Below are 17946 nucleotides of genomic sequence, written 5' to 3'. Positions count from 1 at the left end.
TCGACGTTCACGCGCTTATTAGGCTTCGTATTTACGCAAAATGATAGTCGCGTTATGACCGCCGAATCCGAAGGAGTTCGACAATGCGATATTGACGTCCGCCTTCCGGGGCACGTTCGGAACGTAGTCCAAATCAAGCTCTGGATCTTGGTTGTCCAGGTTAGCCGTAGGAGGAATGACACCGTTCTGCAAGGTCAATCCGACGATAACTGCTTCAACGCCGCCGGCAGCTCCGAGCAAATGGCCGGTCATTGATTTCGTCGAGCTTACAGCTAGCTTGTATGCATGCTCGCCGAACACCGACTTGATCGCCGTCGTCTCGGATTTGTCTCCGATCGGAGTTGACGTGCCGTGCGCGTTAATATAGTCGACCTCACTTGGCTCGATGCCGGCGTCTTTAATCGCCTTCTTCATCGAACGGGCCGCGCCTTCCGGATCAGGCTCGACCATGTCGTAAGCGTCGCCGCTCATGCCATAGCCGATCACTTCGCCGTAAATTTTCGCCCCGCGCGCATTCGCATGCTCAAGCGACTCCAAAATCATGACGCCGGAACCTTCGCCCATAACGAATCCGTCGCGATCGATGTCAAACGGCCGGCTTGCTTTCTCCGGCTCATCGTTGCGCGTGCTCATCGCTCGCATCGAGCAGAAGCCGGCCATGCCGATCGGACGGATCGTCGCTTCGGCACCGCCGCAGATCATGACGTCGGCATCGCCTCGCTGGATCATTTTGAACGAATCCCCGATGGAGTGCGTACCGGTCGCGCACGCCGATACGGCAGCCGTATTCGGGCCTTTCGCTCCGGTGAGCATCGAAATTTGGCCGCTGGCCATGTTCGCGATCATCATCGGAATGAAGAACGGGCTGACGCGTCGAGGACCTTTGTTCAGGAGAACCGTGTGCTGGTCTTCCCACGTACCAAGCCCTCCGATGCCGGAACCGACAACTACGCCTACCCTTTCGGGATCCGCGTTAACGCCGATTTCAAGCTTGGCGTCTTCGATCGCCAGCTTGCTGGCCGCAACGCCGAATTGTACGAAGCGGTCCATTTTGCGAGAATCCTTCTTGTCGATATATAAGCCAGGATCGAAATCCTTGATTTCAGCAGCGATCTTAGTCGTATATTCAGTTGTGTCGAACGCTTCGATCGTGCTGATTCCGGATTTGGCGTTCATCAGGTTGTTCCAGAACGTTGGTAAATCTGAGCCGAGGGACGTCACGACTCCCATCCCCGTAATGACGACGCGTTGTGTCAAAACCTATTCACCTCTCAGGGTATTTCAATCCCCGCGCTGCGGGAACGGTTCCATAAATGTGCAGAAGTCCCGTCGCGATAACGGGACCCGGTCGATCATTTACGAATGAGATTGTATGTATTTAACGACTTCTCCCACCGTTGTGATCTTCTCTGCATCCTCGTCGGAAATCTCCAAGTCGAATTCGTCTTCGAGTTCCATTACGAGTTCAACCACATCGAGAGAGTCAGCGCCCAAGTCGTCTTTGAAGGATGCTTCGGCTGTTACCTCTGCCTCTTCAACACCCAGGCGTTCGATAACGATGCGTTTAACGCGTTCTTGTACATCGGACATCCGGTTCACCTCCCTTAACGTATTATACGTGAATCATGGACAAAAAGCCATAGCGCCTATACCAACTACATGTACATGCCGCCGTCGATGTGAATCGTTTGGCCGGTCATATACGAAGCCGCATCGGACGCCAGATAGACGACGGCCGAAGCGATATCCTCCGGGCGTCCCATCCGGCCAAGCGGAATTTCTCCTTGCATTTTCTCGCGAATGTCCGCGGGAAGCTTGTCGGTCATGTCCGACTCAATAAAGCCCGGCGCCACAGCGTTCACTGTAATGCCGCGAGAAGCGAGCTCTCTGGCCGCGGATTTCGTCAAGCCGATGACGCCGGCTTTGGCGGCGACATAATTGGCTTGCCCCGCATTGCCGAGCACGCCAACGACCGACGAAATGTTGATGATGCGTCCAGAACGTTGCTTCATCATCGGGCGGGTAACGGCTTTCACGCCGTTAAACACGCCTTTCAGGTTCGTCTCGATGACTTCATCGAATTCGGATTCCTTCATTCGCATAATCAAGTTGTCGCGGGTAATCCCGGCATTGTTTACGAGAATGTCCAGCTTGCCGAACGCTTCCAGCGACGCAGCGACCAACGCTTCGAACTCGGCGGACTTGCCGACGTTCGCCTTAACGGCGATCGCCTTGCGGCCGAGCGCTTCGATCGCCTTGACCGTCTCCGCTGCCGCGGCTTCGCTGCCGGAGTAGTTCACGGCGACGTCCGCTCCCGCTTCGGCGAGTGCGATGGCGATCGCGCGACCGATGCCGCGGGATGCTCCGGTTACGAGCGCGCTTTTCCCTTCCAAACTCCACATCGTCATGTTCCGTTCACCCTCCCGCTCCATTTTCGCAGTTTCGCCTTCATTGCGCAACCGCAGTAGCCGCCTCGGCGCTGTTCACCGAGATAACTCGAACCGATTTGTCAATTTTCTTGATCAAGCCTGCCAGCACGGAGCCCGATCCGATCTCGACAAACGTATCGACGCCTTGGCCGATCAAATAATTCACCGTGTCTTCCCATTGTACGGGAGAGACGACTTGCTTCACGAGCAATTCGCGAAGCTCGTTCCCCGAGGTGACCGCTTGCGCGTGCACGTTAGCGACGACAGGTACTTCCGCATCCAGAAATTCGACTTTAGCCAGTTCCTCCGCCAAGTTATCGGCAGCCGGCTGCATGAGCGAAGAATGGAACGGTCCGCTTACATCAAGCGGGATAACCCGTTTCGCTCCGGCTTCCTTGCCGCGCTCGCCGATCGCCGCGACACCTTCGGCTGAACCGGAAACGACGATTTGTCCCGGGCAATTCACGTTAGCAAGCTCAACGCGCCCTATGCTGGCGGATACGTCTTCGCATAGCGTTTGAAGCGCTTCGCGTTCGGCGCCGAGAACGGCGGCCATCGCGCCTTTGCCGCTAGGAACAGCTTGTTCCATGAATTGTCCGCGCATACGCACGAGCATAAGCGCGTCTTCGAACTCGAGAACGCCAGCCGCGACGAGCGCACTGTATTCGCCCAAGGAATGTCCAGCCACGAAATCAGGCTTGACGCCTTGAGCTTTGTACATTTCCAGAAGCGCATAACTCGTCGCCAGTAGCGCGGGCTGCGTGTTTGCCGTCTGGCGAAGCAACTCGTCAGGCCCTTCGAACGCAAGCTCAGAGAGCGGGAAACCGAGCACCTCGTCGGCTTTGTCGAACGCCGCGCGGGCCGCCTCGTTGCTCTCGTATGCGTCTTTCCCCATGCCTACCGCTTGCGCGCCTTGACCGGGAAACACGAATGCGATTTTACCCAATGAGATTTCCTCCTCTTACGACGCGATTACAATGTTTTGAATGAGGCCGACTACCAGACCAACACCGACGCACCCCATGTGAGGCCCCCGCCGAAACCGACGAGCACAAGCTTGTCGCCTTCTTTCACCCGTCCCTGCTCGACCGCTTCGGCGAGCGCGAGCGGAATCGAAGCCGCTGACATGTTGCCGTACTTGTCCAGGTTGATCATTGCCTTATCGGCGGACAGCTCCAAGCGCTCGAGCGCGGATTGAATAATTCGAATATTCGCTTGATGAGGGATAAGCAGATCGATATCGGATTTCTCGTAGCCAGCTGTCGCTAATGCTTCCTCTGCCGCACTGCCCATAATGCGGACCGCGAATTTAAACACGTCGCGACCGTTCATTTCGATAAAATGCTTTCGTTCGCCGACCGTCTGTTCCGTCGACGGCAACCTCGAACCGCCGCCGCAAATGCGAAGGAGATCTCCGCCCGCGCCGTCTGCACCCAGCTTAAACGATTTGAACCCCCGGCCTTGCGGCACTTCCCCGACGACGACCGCACCCGCTCCGTCTCCGAACAAAATCGCCGTATTGCGGTCCGTATAGTCCGTAATACGAGACAAGGTTTCGGCGCCAACAACGAGAATCTTTTTGTACACACCTGTCGCAATGAAGCCGTTGGCGTTCGCCAAACCGTAAATAAAGCCCGAGCACGCGGCCGATAAATCGAACGCCGCCGCGTTCTTCGCGCCGAGCTTCTCCTGCAGGATGCAAGCGGTAGACGGGAAAAACATGTCGGGCGTAATCGTCGCTACGATGATGAGATCGAGTTCCTCGGCCGTCACGCCTGCCGCTTTAAGCGCTTGAATAGACGCCTCATAAGCAAGGTCCGACGTTGCCTGTTCAGGCGCCGCGATTCTTCTTTCCTTCATCCCCGTACGAGTGACGATCCACTCGTCGTTCGTTTCCACCATCTTCTCCAGATCTTGGTTCGTTAGACGCCGTTCCGGAACGTATTTGCCCGTTCCGAGGATGCCGACGGAAATTCCGTTCATTCGCCTCTACTCACTTTCCGCTGATTTCTTCGGCAATCGCCGAAATAAGTCCGTTGCCGATCGTCTTGCGGGTTTCACGAATCGCCACCTTCATGGCGTTCGCATCGGACGAGCCATGCGCTTTGATGACCAGCCCGTTCACGCCGAGGAGTGGCGCCCCGTTGTATTCGTTGTAGTCGAACAATTCTCTCACTTTGCGAAGTTTCGGTTTTAAAATCGACGCCGCGATCTTCGCAGTGAACGACGACGTCATCTGTTCCCTAAGCACTTTGAACACGACGGATGCTGCGCCTTCGATCGACTTCAGCATAATATTCCCGGAGAAACCGTCGCATACGACGACATCGCACGGGCCGTTCAGCACATCTCTCGATTCGACGTTGCCGACGAAGTTAATCGGCGCTTGCTCGAGCAGTTCATACGCCGCTTTCGTCAATTCATTGCCTTTGGCCGCTTCCGTGCCAACGTTCAACAATCCGACGCGCGGATTGGCGATGCCATGGACCTTGCTTCGGTACATGCTGCCCATAATCGCGTATTGAAGCAAATGCTCTGGTTTCGCATCCATGTTGGCGCCCATGTCAAGGGCAAGAATGCCGACTTGGTCAAGCGTCGGAAACATCGGCGCCAGCGCCGGACGTTCGATCCCTTTCAGCCGTCCGACAACGAGCAGCCCCGTTGCCATAAGCGCTCCAGTGTTCCCGGCGGAAATCATCGCATCGGCTTTGCCTTCTTTCACAAGCCTGCCGGCGACAACCATCGAGGAGTTGGTTTTGCGGCGTACCGCTTTCACCGGCTCATCTTCGCTACCGATGACTTCAAGCGCGCTTTCAATCGTGATATTTGCAGGAACATCGGGACCGAGCAGCGGCTTAATCGCTTCCGGGTCCCCGACGAGGATGAGTTGCGTATCCGGCCATTCGGCGGCAGCGGCTTTGGCGCTTTCGACCTGGGCGCGCGGCGCATGGTCCCCGCCCATGACGTCAATCGCAATCCGCATGGACAACATTCCTTTCTGAAAATCGAACTTTGTGACTTTGTTGGCTTCCCGGTCTATGTTTTCGATTCTCCAGCGGATCTGTAGATGATGAAATTACCCTGAAACACCATCTCTTCGCCGACGTACGTAAACACTTCGACTTTCGCTTTGCCTTTTTGCTCGCCGCTCGTTCTTACATACGCTTTGGCGATGCATTTCTCGCCCAATCTTGCAGGACGGATAAAACGAATGTCCGCGGAAGCCGTCAGCGCGATTTCGTCGTTGATGACCGCAACTGCCAGCGAGTTCGCCTGCGCGAATACGTGATGTCCCCTGGCGATGCCCGTACGAGAAAACACGTGTTCGTCTCTGATTTCGAATAAAGAAATACCGCTTTTGTCGAGCTGCAAATCCAAAATATCGCCGATAACCTCGTGCAGCGGCAATGATTTTACGGAGTCGTAAGACCTTTCCGCCATGAGTTTGAGCCGTTCCCTCAATTCTGGAATGGCTAGCTCCAGCCGATCCAAGCGGATCGTCTGAATGCTGACCTTCAGCAGGCGGGTCAATTCCCGGTCGGTGAGAAACGGATTCTCGTCCAGTAGCCGGCTAAGCTGTTGATGACGTTGACGTTTAGGAAGCCGTTCCATGCCTACCCCCCGCTTTCATTCCGTTAGAGGAAGTTCAAAAAGTCCGCTTATGATTACGAAGTAATTTCAAGAAGCATATTCGACGTCGAATCTTGAATGCTGCACGGAACTTCCGGTTCTCACGTAGGTTTTGCCTACGCTCCGATCCTCATTTCCTTGCTTCACCCAACCTTCTCGGTGCTGATAACCGAACTTTTTGAACTCGATTGAATCGAGGATGTTCAATAAGTTCGCTTATGATCACGAAGTGTTTTTTTAATACCAGGTGCCAAAAAGAGTATAAAGAAAAACGCGCCTGGTTGCAACGAGAGCGCGATCGCGCATCGTGCGGCTGTTAGGCAACCGATGCGCTGTCCCGTCGTCGATCCGGACGCGTCTAAGCTTTATTGCTTGATGATTTCGCGCGCTTTGTAAGTACCGCACACTTTGCATACGCGGTGCGAAAGTTTCAACTCTCCGCACTGCTCGCATTTCACCATACCAGGAACCACCAACTTAAAGTGCGTCCGGCGCTTGTGTTTGCGGGCTTTCGATGTCTTCGCAAAAGGGACTGCCATTGCTGCCACCTCCTTATTCAGATCCGAGTAACGTCGGCCGCGGAGCCTTCTACTACTCTTCCTGAGATTTAAACCAATCCTGAAGCGCAGCCATACGGGGATCGATCTTCTCCGTATTGCAACCGCACGATTGTTCGTTCAGGTTGTTTCCGCATTCCGGGCACAAGCCTTTGCAATCTTCTTTGCAAAGGGGCGCGAAAGGCAGCTGTACGACGAACTCCTCTGCTACGTAAGGCATCAGATCAATCCGTTCCTCCGTGACTGGGACAGCTTCGTCGTCTTCGCTCACCGTCGCTTCTTCATCGTTCACGACACGGAAATGCTCCTCAAAAGGAACGTTCATTGTTTCGTCAAACAACTCTAAGCAACGGGAACACTGCATGCGGACTTCGCAGGCGAGTTGACCGGTTACGAGAATCCGATCTTCTGACGCTTGGGCGGTCAAATCAAATTCGACTGGTTTGAGCGGCTTGAACTCGGGGTTGTCCCGGAACAATTCCGTCAAATCCAATGCACCCGACACGTGCAGCGGCTCTTGCCTGGCCGCAAGTTCTTGTACTCTAAGCAACATTAGGATCACTCCAAACAAACAAAAATTATTATATCGAGATCAGCGAGGCTTTGTCAATATATTCACGAGAATACGCCCTTCTTCACTCTCGGGCGTTCACGTGGTATATTGGGGCAGTCAAGCCTGAACGCTAATTCAGCGCCTCCGGGCATCGATGAATTTTCGCATAGGAGGCGGCCATGTCAACCGTCGGTGTCATCGTCGAGTATAACCCGTTGCACAACGGGCATTTGTATCATTTGCAACAATCGAAAAAAATAACGGGGGCGGACAGCGTCGTCGCCGTTATGAGCGGACATTTTCTGCAGCGGGGAGAACCGGCGATGGCCGACAAATGGGCACGAACGGAGATGGCGCTGCTCGCAGGATGCGATCTCGTGCTTGAGTTGCCCGTCGCCTACAGCTCCCAACCTGCCCAATGGTTCGCTTACGGCGCTGTCGCCGTGCTTGAGGCGACCGGGATCGTCGATTCGCTCTGTTTCGGCAGCGAAAGCGGGAACATCGACGCCTTGCTCGAAGCTGCCGCATTGCTTGCGGACGAGCCGCCGGCCTTCGCTACCCTGCTCGAAGCCGAACTGAAAACCGGACTGCCATACCCTTCAGCATTCACGAACGCGTCCGCCACTTTTTTGAGCGATTGCGGCAAGGATGGACTCATCTTCGCATTGGCTCAGCCGAACCATACGCTGGGCTTGCATTATTTGCTCGCCTTGCGCAAGCTGAATAGCCGAATCGTACCACACACTGTGCTGCGGGAAAAGTCCGGTTACGGACAGACCGACATTACCGACGCGCGAATCGCCAGCGCGACCGCTCTACGCAAATTACTTTTCGGACAAGCCGGGTCGATTGATGAGCTCGCTCCGTTCGTCCCTGCGACAACGCTGGATGTGCTGAGACGGGAGTTAAAAGAAGGTCGCGGCCCCGTCCATTGGGAACGATTCGCCCGCCCTCTCTTCCATGAACTGTTCCGCCAAAACCCGGAGCGATTAGCCGAATACGCAGAAGTGACCGAAGGGCTGGAGCACCGGATCAAAAAAGTATTGCGAGATATGCCTGCATACACGATCGATGCACTCCTCGACGGGTTAAAAACGAAAAGATATACACGTACGAAGCTGCAGCGTACGCTCCTTCGCATCCTGCTCGGCCACCGACAAGAATTGTTGACGACTTCACGGCTACAAGACGGCATAACGTATATTCGTGTGCTCGGCTTCACTGAGGGCGGACGCGCCCTGTTGAAGGAGATGCGCAGCAAAGCTTCGGTTCCGGTCATTTCGTCTGCCGCAGAGCACAGTTCGCCTTACCTTGAGATGGACGCGCAGGCGACAGCCGTGTACGCGCTGGGCATGCCGATATCCCCGCCCGGCGCCGCATATCGCGATTTCACTTTGTCTCCGATTCGCGTCTAAATGGACAAGAAGGTCTATCGAAGCCCCCCGGAACGTACATTGATAATGTATCGGATCGGGGGGCTTTTTTTGTTCAATCGCAAAGGTCGCAAACGTTCGCTGCTCTTGACCCTCGTCACCGGGACCGCTGCCTTGGCTATCGTAGCAGGCATCGTAGCTTCACCCGGGGAAGCATTCCGTGCGTCGCTCGAGGGTTTGCAAATATGGTGGCAGAACGTGTTTCCAGGCCTGCTGCCTCCTCTTCTTCTCGCGGAGCTGCTCGCAGCTTCCGGCTTGCTTCATGGCTTCGCTGCAATCGCTGAGCCGCTTACGAGAAGGCTGTTCCGTCTTCCCGGCGCCGCCGGCTGGGCGATTGCTTTCGGGTGGTCAGCAGGCATACCTGCGGGCGCTAAGGAAACGGCCAGGCTAAGAGAAAACGGCCTGCTTCGCGACAGCGACGTCGATACCGCGTTGCTCGTCTCGCATATGCCAAACCCTTTCCTCGTCGTGCTTGTCATCGGTTACGGGTTTCTTCGCTCTCCTTCCCTTGGCTGGGCGATTGCGTTCGGATTGTGGATTGCGACGCTGCTGACCGGGTTCGTCTGGGCGCGAATCGCCAAGCCTCGTTCGCCAAATGTGCCGTCTCTACCCGTGACGCAGCCGGTTGCATTCGTTCAGCGCGCCGTCAGAGCGACGATGGACGCGCGATCTGATGACGGGCGGCCGCTCGGCAAGCAGTTGGCAGACGCAGTGACGAACGCCGTCTCTACGCTGATGACGCTCGGCGGCCTGATCATGATGAGCGCTGTCGTCGTTCGGCTTATCCAGCTGTTCGCGCCTGGCAACGACGTCTGGCTCGCATTTCCTGGCTTATACGAGATGAATCTAGGCGCATTCGAAAGCTCGCGCTCTGCCCTGTTCACCGTTGCTCCCGCCGGCGCAGCGGCACTGATCGCGGCCACGCTCGCGTGGAGCGGTTGGAGCGGCTTGCTGCAGGCTCGGGCCGCCTTCGGCAGCGAGTTCCCTTTCCCCTGGGCGAAAGTCGTCGCAAGCCGGCTACTCCTCAGCGCTGCCGCTCTAGGCATAACTTATGGCATCGCCACATATGCGCTGTCAGAACAGGCTTCGGGCTGGCTGACAGGGCTCCTCCCCGTCACCTCGGCTGCAACAGAGGCATGGGCAACGGGAGGACCGCTGCCGAATGGCTGGACGCGGCTACCCGACAGCATTGCCGTCTCATTGGCCAGCTTCGGCGTCTTTATTCTGCTCGCGCTAATTGCCGCCGCCATCCGTCCGCAACCGCCGAAGTCGCCGCCGACACCTCGTGACAGATCGTCAACTTCGAACGAAATCCCTCCTCAGTTATAACGGCGAAAAACCCGGCGATTCGCTCGCCGGGTTTTGTCTTATACTTTATTTCACATCGCCATCGGGCGGAACGTACTTGCCTTGAAGCGCCTTCTCCACCGCCGGGGGCACAAGATCCTGCACCGGGCCGTTAAACTTGGCGATTTCCTTGACAATGCTGGAGCTTAAATAAGAATATTTCGGATTCGTCATCATGAATACCGTCTCGATGTCTTCGTCAAGCTGTCTGTTCGTGGAAGCCATCTGCAGTTCATATTCGAAGTCGGTGACTGACCGAATGCCTCTCACGATCACTTGCGCTTGCTTCGATCTCATATACCTGACAAGCAAATCCCTGAAGCTGTCGATTTCAACGTTCGGAAAATCGCGCGTCACTTCCGCTAGCAGCGTTTTGCGCTCCTCGACGCTGAACAGCGGCGATTTCAACGTATTGTTCAGAACAGCTACTACGACACGATCGAATTGCTTGGCCGCCCTCCGAATAATATCCAGGTGCCCTAAAGTGACGGGGTCGAAGCTCCCAGGATATACGGCCACCCGCGTCTCGTGTCCGATCCGGTTCTCATGGGGACTCATGGCGTTCCTCCTCCGTTTCCGAGGAGGAGATCTGCTCCGCCTCTGTCTGTGATGTGCGATATCTATATATAGAAAGCGCAATTTCGCCGTATTTCGCATACCTTACTCGCTCGAATGAGCCGATCGCTTCTCCGTATTCCACGTCCGGATGATGCTCCACGACTGCAGTTGCGCCATCTGCGATCAAGCCTCTGACCGCCATGCCCCGTAATATTTCATCGCAGTCTTTCAAAGCGTATGGAGGGTCGAGAAAAACAAGATCGAACGGCTTACCCGCTCGCTCGAGCAGCTTCAGCGCCCTTTTAGCGTCGTTGCGGTACACTTCAGCCTTGTCCGCAAGCCGGGTCGATGCGAGGTTCTTTTTCACGATATCTACGCTCTGCGGCTGCGAGTCGATGAACACGGCGCTGCCCGCGCCTCGACTGAGAGCCTCAATGCCTAAGCCGCCTGTCCCAGCGAATAGATCGAGCACCCGCTCCCCGTCGAAATAGGGACCGATGATGCTGAATAACGATTCTTTCACTTTATCCGTCGTCGGACGGGTGTTGCTGCCCGGCACCGCTTTCAGCGGATGCCCTTTGGCTTGTCCCGAAATAACCCGCAAATGCTCAACCCCTGCATGTATGAATCACGTAAGCCGATTGTTTTCGACAGGTGTAATGTTACCACATTCTTCCGCGCTCCGAAAGGCGGGCGAAGTTCGCACAATTTTTTCGACCGCGGGTATATTTTCCTTGTATCAGGCCACAATGATAGTACCGGTGCCGAGAGGTGCCGGGGACAACCGCGGAGAAGACTTACGTTTCCCCATAAGCTCTTCGTCCGGTTTCTCCTCTCCCATGAAGGCCCTCGTCGCGAGACGGGGGTCGACTTTTTATTTGAAAAACAACCCAAAAAACCGACAAATCCCCCTTAAGCAACACACATGCCTCGTTCTGCATGTGTCGCCTTAAGAGGGATCCATCTAGCGGCTTCGTAATTTATTCAGTCTACAGATTATGAGGTACCGAAACGTGCAATATTGCTTTAGTAACATTCCCTGCGACATCGGTAATGGTATAAGTGATCGTATAAATTCGACCGTTACCCTTACCGGATCTTTCTGCGCGAAGGTCAAATTCGAAGTCGGCTGTACCGTATTCCGCATTTTGAATATCGTTCGCCGTATCCCCATCGCCCAATCCATTATCCGGCTCATTGCTAGTGATCGAAGTTAATACAATAGACTTCACACCGGAAGTTTCATTCAGGATCACAGGTTTAACCTTGATCGTGACCATTTTATGATTAGGTGGCCACAGCACGCCAAGATTAAGATTAAAACTAACTTCAGGGGCAGTCTTATCAATAATAATTGTACTCGTCTTTACATCTTCTACATTACCCGCCAGATCAACGCCACGATAATCCACTTGATGAGTACCGTCATTGGTAAAAAGAAGAGCAGACTTATAGATTTTCCATTCGCCGCCGTTTACCCGATATTCAATTTTACTCAAACCTGACCCGGTATCCGTTGATGACAGAGCAACCGTTACATCGTCGGTGTACCATCCGTTATTTTCGTTTGAAGTCACGAACGCGACGGTGCTTGGAGCCGCTTTATCCACTTTCGCTTGAACGGATCTGGTATCTTCTACATTCCCAGCCTGGTCGACACCTCGATACTCCACTTGATGCGTGCCCTCACTAGCTAAAAGGATTGCGTTCCCATAATTCGTCCATGCGCCCCCGTCTACCCGATATTCAATTTTGCTCAAACCTGACCCCGTATCCGTCGATGACAGAGTAACCGTTACATCGTTGGTGTACCACCCATTATTACCGTTCGGCAGGTTAGGAGCCAGGGTCGTGACAGTGCTTGGAGCCACTTTATCCACTTTCACCTGAACGGATTTGGTATCTTCTACATTCCCGGCATTGTCGATACTACGGTATTCAATGGAATGCTGACCCTCATCGGATATCGTAATCTGTCCGCTATAAGGAATCCAGCTTCCTCCTGCATGGCGATACTCCGTCTTGGCAATTCCGGAGCCTTCACCCACCGCACTAAGCGTAAGACCGACATTGGTTGTATACCAACTGTTATTCCCGTTTGGAGCCGAAGGGTTCAGACTCGCGGTTGTAACAGGCGGCGTTTTATCCTCTGGCGTCGGATCTTTAAGGTTATACAAATCTTTTACTTCCTGCTCCGTAAGAGCATAGTTGTAGATTCTAAAATCATCCATCAGACCGTGATAATATTCCGTAATCCCAGGCGGATCGAAACCAATAACAAGATTATCGGTTGTATTCGGCAACACCCCATTCCATGGACTTGTTGCTCTTAATTCACCATTGATGTAAAACTTAATCACATTCCCGTCCCAAGTAGCCGTCGCAAGATACCACTGTTTAAAGTCCGCAGGCGTATTGGTAAATCCAAAAGATAAGTAATTAGGGCTATCTCCGCCTACCAATCGAACGCCTGGCGACTTGCCGGTAGCGTCATGCATGAGCGCGTACGGTCCATACGCGGCAGTATCTCCTTTAGCAAAAACAGGTGCACACGGTGCATATCCTCCGAATCCGCCATCCTCTTTATACAGCCACATGGAGAAGGTAAAAGAAGTCGACAAATCAAGGGAGTCATTGTCCATGACCTGAAGCCCGCTTGTGGGATCAAATTGGGCGGCTTTCCCTTTAACGCCCGGCACAAACGTCGGCGTTCTCATCACCGGCTTCGCGTCGTTTCCATTCCCTGAAAAGTCCTTGAAGGTATCATCGAACGTATAGAACGCGATAAGTTTAGGCGTACGTTCTGCACGAGTCGTGATTTTTTTGCTAGCTTGAGCCTCACCGCCGTCATTATCTGTCACGGTTAAATTCGCGGTGTAGGTTTTATCAGGTGCATCCTTCTCCATAGCCGGATAAGCATGACTGAAATTGCAGGCTATTGATGTCGTCCCGTCCCCAAAATCCCATAAACAAGTGAATTGATCCTTTCCACCCGGATCGCTGATTTGGGTAACAGACTCAAACTTCTGACCAGCGCGAACAGTAACGTCACGTCCAACTTGAACTGTCGGCGGTGCATTGAATACTGTTACATCTTTTGTAACCTGATAGGACTGACCATCCTTTGTCACGACATTAAGCGTAACCTTGTAGGTTTTGTTATCATCGTATTTACGACTCGCAGTTAGTCCTGTTGCCGTATTATTATCATGGAACAACCATTTACTCGACGTTAAGGCTCCCTCATCGGCGCCTGCCGTCGTATTCACGAAAGTGACCAAACCTCCCTCCTTCGGATTTTTGGGGAGATACTCAAAATCGACAGGCTCAACCGTTTGATCCAAAGAAACGCTGTTCGAATGTCCTTGCGAATCGGTTACCGTAAGCGTAACGTTATAGGTTCCCACGCTTGGGAATGTATGAGTCGGTTCTTTTTCAGTGCTGACAGCACTATGATCGCCAAAATCCCAATTCCAGGACACGATATCGTTATCCTCGTCAGTTGACGTGTTTTTAAACGAAACGACCGGCCCGCCGATTTGACTTGTTTTTACTTTAAACTGCTGGGTAGAGATATAAGGTGAGCTTTCTCTACTGCTAAGCGGCTTGTAAAGAATATATTTAGCCATAACCGGTTGATCTAGCTTAAAATCTTGCAAATTTGCATTGTCTGCTGCCGTGGCCCGTAACACTGTCGTAAAAGCACTATCGTCTAGCGTCGTCGTGGATACGGCAACCTCAAAATCCTTAACCCTCTGATAAGAATAAGGTCTGATTTGGATTCGATCAATGAATTGCTCTTTGCCGTCAGCCAGGCTGATTTTAACCCACTGGTCCGTACTTTTCGCTGTAGCCCACCGTCCTTGTGGATCAAATTGCAACATATTCTCGGGGCTATACCCATTACCGGCAAATTGGCTGGAATAGGCTTCGATTTTTGCGCCTTCTTCCAGCGCGGCAACGTTCTTCCCTGCACCGACAGGATAAAAGAATGCCTTTGGCGTGTGATTTCCCGGCTGCGGCTTCTTTAACAACTGCAATGTCCAACTGATACGCGCAGATCCGCCAAGCGTTCCCGCATCGGCAACGATCGCAGCGATCTGGTGAATGCCGGCATTTGCCGAAGGATCATTAAATGCAAAGGATGTACCCGTTCCCGATTGAACGCCGTCCACATACCAAGTCACTGCGGTCGCGTCGTTATCTGGATCCGTAGCAACAACCTCGAATGTCTTCGTCTCTCCGATATGGAGTGCGACTTTCCGTTCTAAGGGTGAACTCGACGATATGACCGGAGGCCGGTTCACGTCAGCGACAGTTACCTTCGCATAATCGACGGATTCCTTTCCGGCAGTATCCGTCACCTTTAACCCGACGAGCCCTGTATAAGACTGCGTGAATGTATGAGATACGACTGCTCCCTGCGCATCATCGAAGTTGCCGTCATTGTTGAAATCCCACTCGTATTTCGTAATGCCGGCAGAACTGGAGGATGATGAGCCGTCGAATGCGATTGCGCTGCCTTCATTCCCGGAATAAGGTCCGCCGGCTTTTGCGGTAGGATCATCGTTACGAACGGCCGGATCCTGAAGGAGTTGATTAATCAAGTCGACCATTTGATTACCGAAAGTAACTAGATTAGCGCCAAAAACATTATTATCGTCTATGAGTCCAGCGCCCCAATTGAGCATGTCAGCTTTGGTGAACAAGAAGTCTTTTGCAATAAAATCAGCTTTGAACTGCGCAATTTCGGCATCACTCATGCCGATATCTTGAAAAAATGCGATCTCATCATTCGTAAATCCTGATGTTGCCACTCTACTGCGAAGCTGCTCCATCTGGGCAGCGGTATCTGTCAGAGGTCGCGAATCTGCCGCCAAAGCTTGATTCATCCGAGATATGCTTTGATTCGTACGTTGCAATTGTGCAATGAGCAAATTCACGTTGTTGCTTAGTTCCTTGGCATTCGTCAATGCCCAGTTGACATCGCCTGCAGCCTGAGCGCCTTGATACCTCTCAAGCAGCGTCCACATTTGTTGATTGATCGCTTGCTCCACTGCCGCTTCATTAGCGACTGCTTGCGTAGCTAGATCCAATGGATCGCTGCTCTGAAAGTCAATGACTGGCCGATCGCCTAACGGCGTTACGTGCTGATAATCCGGGTTAGGCGGATCTGCGGCAATTCCTGCATAGTGCTTCGCTTGATTCGCCAGTTGAATAAGCGCCATGGCACGGGGCTCCGGAAGCCCGGTTCTCATCAAGAAATCTACAAATTTCTCGTTAGGATTATGGGCATCTTCAGCCTTTGAAAAATCAAAGAGTTTCTTCGTATAATCATGAAACTTTTCCCAGTACTTCGCTTTTTTCTCCGCGTCTTTCTTCAATTGTGTCAAGTCGAGCGGAGGAACGACACCCGTCGTATAATTCACTTCGAAAGCCGGATCGATAACCCCGTCTACCAAGTAATCGTATTTTCCATCTTGACATTCATCGAAAACAACGGCGTATTTTCCCGGCGGAATTTTCCCATCCGGACCTGTATAACCGAGCGTCTCGGAAATAAATATACCGCTTGATAGACTCATGACCGTGTTCGGCCCATCACCCGAAATGTCCTTTAGCTCATCCCCATTGGAGAGCGCCGTTAGACTTCCGCTCGGCACGATGTAGAGGTCGGTCCACGCCGTCATTCCGTCGGAAACGCCTTCGGAACAAGCGGGAATAATTTGCATCTTGCCGGTATTGATCGTAATATTCGTGTTCGCTCCAAACGTATGATATACATCTCCTGTTTCACTCCACCAAAGCCACTGGCCGAGTCCTTGCGCACTTATTTTGCCCGCCGGTGACAGCGATATGGCCGACAGTACGACAACCAGGCTCATAAGCATTTTCAAAAATCGAGACATGATTTCAACATCTCCTCATCCATTCTTCTACTCAGTGAAGGGCGTGCCTTCTCCACAAATCAGATTATAGAAGGTGCAGGGATAACGAGGGAGGCTGAACTTTCTTCACCCTTCGAGCTGAAATAAAAGAAGCCCGGAGGCACAACTCCAGGCTTCAAACATATCCTTAAGCGTACTCGGGAGTCATTATCGGCTTGTCTTTATCAGGTATGAATTTCGATCCGTTGATTACTTTGAACATTTTAGATGTTAGAAACACAGCTCTTAGTTCATTGCCGCCATAGAGAATGTAGACCCTTTCATCCGAGGATGCTGCCTCCAAAAGTTTGTTAACGATTCCGAAAGCTCTTATTGTACTGAGTTCCCAAATATTTTGGTGCAATTCATCTCCGCTGTATATCTTGTACGATTCCCCATTTATTTCAACAGAATAGTCCGTATCAACCAGATCATCATTTACCTTAGTTATCTGCACATTCTGGGTTCTTAAAAACGGATCTATCGCTTTAATGAACTCGCCGACTCCACCTTCTGCCAAGCTTTCAGCATCCGACATAAACTCTCTTCCGGATTGTTCCCAACCAAAGAGACAACCGGCACTCATTGCGTCTTTCTTTATTTCCCTTTTCCTTGTACGTTCAACATATTTGTAATATCCCAATTGATCTAATCTATTAATTAGCGAGACGATCTCTGTATTTGATCTGATAATATAAGATGAATTGTTGGATTTCCCTTTATCACTTGAGTAAAAATCAGTATTAAAATACAACAAAAATACGACGATTCCCACAATGCTTACGATTAGGACCTCCATGACATTGATCTCCTTCGCAGTGAAGCCTCTCCAGATCTGAGAGGCTTCACTCGCGCTTGGTCTAATTTCCGGTCGAACTGCTGAGCTTGGCTTCAAATTTGTTCACAAATATGGAAGGCGACCCTAGTGGATTGTAGAAATCAAATTCGAGAGACTGGGCAAATTTACCGGTGCCTGTGATGCTTAACAACATAGGCATAGGATCGTGCCCATCCGGCATCCATCTCACAGCGATCTTGTACCGGCCGAGCGGTATTTTATCCACTCCATGACCTCCTGTTGGGAGTGCATCCGCACGTACTGTTATCGTTTGGCCCGCACTGCCGTCGAATAAAGCGCCAACAGGCGTGAGCGTAACTTCCAGGTCGCTCATTTTGAATTCCGGCAAATTATCGTCGAATGACCAAAAATCAGGATTGATTTCAATATGCCCTACGACATTCTTCAAAGTAAAATTGCGAATGGCTCCTGAACTCCCGGCGAACGGTTGATCGACATCAGACCTTAGATAGAATCTTTGCTCCTTGCCGTTGTACTCACGGGTGAAAGTCGTGGACATTACCCAGGTTGCGGGAACGTGAGCTAATTCAATCCGATAGAATCCCTTCTCGTCGGTAACGCTTTGCATGTGGCTGTCATAGAGCAGTTGGTTATCTGCATTAATCGTGACTCCCGGTATGGGCTTACCCTGAGCATTCAGTAAGTACCCTTTT

15 protein-coding genes and 1 pseudogene are annotated in these 17946 nt (G+C 52.4%); 2 read left to right on the top strand and 14 right to left on the bottom strand.

From position 1 onward, the window contains the following. Positions 1-18 precede the first annotated feature (18 nt). From fabF to ACFPOF_RS04000, 9 genes are all read right to left on the bottom strand, one after another. Complete coding sequence (gene fabF, locus ACFPOF_RS04040; protein WP_378129832.1) at positions 19-1257, bottom strand: beta-ketoacyl-ACP synthase II; 1239 nt, start codon at positions 1255-1257, stop codon at positions 19-21. A gap of 99 nt (positions 1258-1356) precedes the next feature. Further along, positions 1357-1590, bottom strand: a complete 234-nt coding sequence (acpP, locus tag ACFPOF_RS04035) for an acyl carrier protein (protein WP_378129830.1) — start codon at positions 1588-1590, stop codon at positions 1357-1359. 65 nt (positions 1591-1655) lie between these two features. Continuing rightward, the gene (gene fabG, locus ACFPOF_RS04030; RefSeq protein WP_378130080.1) at positions 1656-2402 is read right to left on the bottom strand and encodes a 3-oxoacyl-[acyl-carrier-protein] reductase; all 747 of its coding nucleotides are present in this window, start codon (positions 2400-2402) and stop codon (positions 1656-1658) included. A 46-nt stretch (positions 2403-2448) separates the two neighbouring features. Next, positions 2449-3375 (bottom strand): ACP S-malonyltransferase, encoded by a 927-nt coding sequence (gene fabD, locus ACFPOF_RS04025; RefSeq protein ID WP_378129828.1) that lies wholly within the window; start codon positions 3373-3375, stop codon positions 2449-2451. 50 nt (positions 3376-3425) lie between these two features. Beyond that, the gene (locus ACFPOF_RS04020; protein WP_378129826.1) at positions 3426-4412 is read right to left on the bottom strand and encodes a beta-ketoacyl-ACP synthase III; all 987 of its coding nucleotides are present in this window, start codon (positions 4410-4412) and stop codon (positions 3426-3428) included. 10 nt (positions 4413-4422) lie between these two features. Next, entirely contained in the window at positions 4423-5412 is a 990-nt protein-coding gene (plsX, locus tag ACFPOF_RS04015; protein WP_378129824.1) for a phosphate acyltransferase PlsX, read from the bottom strand. 53 nt (positions 5413-5465) lie between these two features. After that, the gene (fapR, locus tag ACFPOF_RS04010) at positions 5466-6041 is read right to left on the bottom strand and encodes a transcription factor FapR (RefSeq protein ID WP_209747100.1); all 576 of its coding nucleotides are present in this window, start codon (positions 6039-6041) and stop codon (positions 5466-5468) included. 383 nt (positions 6042-6424) lie between these two features. After that, on the bottom strand, positions 6425-6598 hold the full coding sequence (rpmF, locus tag ACFPOF_RS04005) for a 50S ribosomal protein L32 (protein WP_209747011.1): 174 nt from the start codon (positions 6596-6598) through the stop codon (positions 6425-6427). 52 nt (positions 6599-6650) lie between these two features. Then, complete coding sequence (locus ACFPOF_RS04000) at positions 6651-7169, bottom strand: YceD family protein (RefSeq protein WP_378129822.1); 519 nt, start codon at positions 7167-7169, stop codon at positions 6651-6653. 179 nt (positions 7170-7348) lie between these two features. Between ACFPOF_RS04000 and ACFPOF_RS03995 the strand changes: the two genes are divergently transcribed. Further along, the gene (locus ACFPOF_RS03995) at positions 7349-8584 is read left to right on the top strand and encodes a nucleotidyltransferase (protein WP_378129820.1); all 1236 of its coding nucleotides are present in this window, start codon (positions 7349-7351) and stop codon (positions 8582-8584) included. 69 nt (positions 8585-8653) lie between these two features. Continuing rightward, a complete protein-coding gene (locus tag ACFPOF_RS03990; RefSeq protein ID WP_378129818.1) occupies positions 8654-9931 on the top strand; it encodes a hypothetical protein in 1278 nt (425 codons plus the stop codon). A 45-nt stretch (positions 9932-9976) separates the two neighbouring features. Here the strand turns inward: ACFPOF_RS03990 and coaD are convergent, their stop codons facing one another. From coaD to ACFPOF_RS03965, 5 genes and pseudogenes are all read right to left on the bottom strand, one after another. Beyond that, on the bottom strand, positions 9977-10507 hold the full coding sequence (gene coaD / locus ACFPOF_RS03985; protein ID WP_378129816.1) for a pantetheine-phosphate adenylyltransferase: 531 nt from the start codon (positions 10505-10507) through the stop codon (positions 9977-9979). After that, positions 10494-11132 (bottom strand): 16S rRNA (guanine(966)-N(2))-methyltransferase RsmD, encoded by a 639-nt coding sequence (rsmD, locus tag ACFPOF_RS03980; RefSeq protein ID WP_378130078.1) that lies wholly within the window; start codon positions 11130-11132, stop codon positions 10494-10496. The genes coaD and rsmD overlap by 14 nt, the downstream gene beginning before the upstream one ends. Before the next feature lie 364 nt (positions 11133-11496). Further along, positions 11497-16398, bottom strand: coding sequence for an OmpL47-type beta-barrel domain-containing protein (locus tag ACFPOF_RS03975; protein WP_378130076.1), 4902 nt, complete (start codon positions 16396-16398; stop codon positions 11497-11499). Positions 16399-16582: 184 nt separating this feature from the next. Beyond that, positions 16583-17233 carry a hypothetical protein gene (locus tag ACFPOF_RS03970; protein WP_378129814.1) on the bottom strand — a complete coding sequence of 217 codons (651 nt, stop codon included), beginning with the start codon at positions 17231-17233 and terminating at the stop codon, positions 16583-16585. 61 nt (positions 17234-17294) lie between these two features. After that, positions 17295-17946 (bottom strand): annotated as a pseudogene (locus ACFPOF_RS03965) (hypothetical protein); the annotation flags it as partial.

Source organism: Cohnella soli (genome assembly GCF_042655525.1).
In the GTDB taxonomy this organism is placed as follows: Bacteria; Bacillota; Bacilli; order Paenibacillales; family Paenibacillaceae; genus Cohnella; species Cohnella soli.
Note: the sequence above shows the minus strand (reverse complement) of the source record. Positions and strands in the feature narration are given on the sequence as shown.

Coding starts and splice junctions, on each gene's coding strand:
- ACFPOF_RS04000 (WP_378129822.1), bottom strand. CDS start 7,169: ATGTTGCTTAGAGTACAAGAACTTGCGGCCAGGCAAGAGCCGCTGCAC.
- fapR (WP_209747100.1), bottom strand. CDS start 6,041: ATGGAACGGCTTCCTAAACGTCAACGTCATCAACAGCTTAGCCGGCTA.
- rpmF (WP_209747011.1), bottom strand. CDS start 6,598: ATGGCAGTCCCTTTTGCGAAGACATCGAAAGCCCGCAAACACAAGCGC.
- ACFPOF_RS03975 (WP_378130076.1), bottom strand. CDS start 16,398: ATGCTTATGAGCCTGGTTGTCGTACTGTCGGCCATATCGCTGTCACCG.
- acpP (WP_378129830.1), bottom strand. CDS start 1,590: ATGTCCGATGTACAAGAACGCGTTAAACGCATCGTTATCGAACGCCTG.
- plsX (WP_378129824.1), bottom strand. CDS start 5,412: ATGCGGATTGCGATTGACGTCATGGGCGGGGACCATGCGCCGCGCGCC.
- ACFPOF_RS03995 (WP_378129820.1), top strand. CDS start 7,349: ATGTCAACCGTCGGTGTCATCGTCGAGTATAACCCGTTGCACAACGGG.
- fabG (WP_378130080.1), bottom strand. CDS start 2,402: ATGTGGAGTTTGGAAGGGAAAAGCGCGCTCGTAACCGGAGCATCCCGC.
- coaD (WP_378129816.1), bottom strand. CDS start 10,507: ATGAGTCCCCATGAGAACCGGATCGGACACGAGACGCGGGTGGCCGTA.
- ACFPOF_RS03970 (WP_378129814.1), bottom strand. CDS start 17,233: ATGGAGGTCCTAATCGTAAGCATTGTGGGAATCGTCGTATTTTTGTTG.
- ACFPOF_RS04020 (WP_378129826.1), bottom strand. CDS start 4,412: ATGAACGGAATTTCCGTCGGCATCCTCGGAACGGGCAAATACGTTCCG.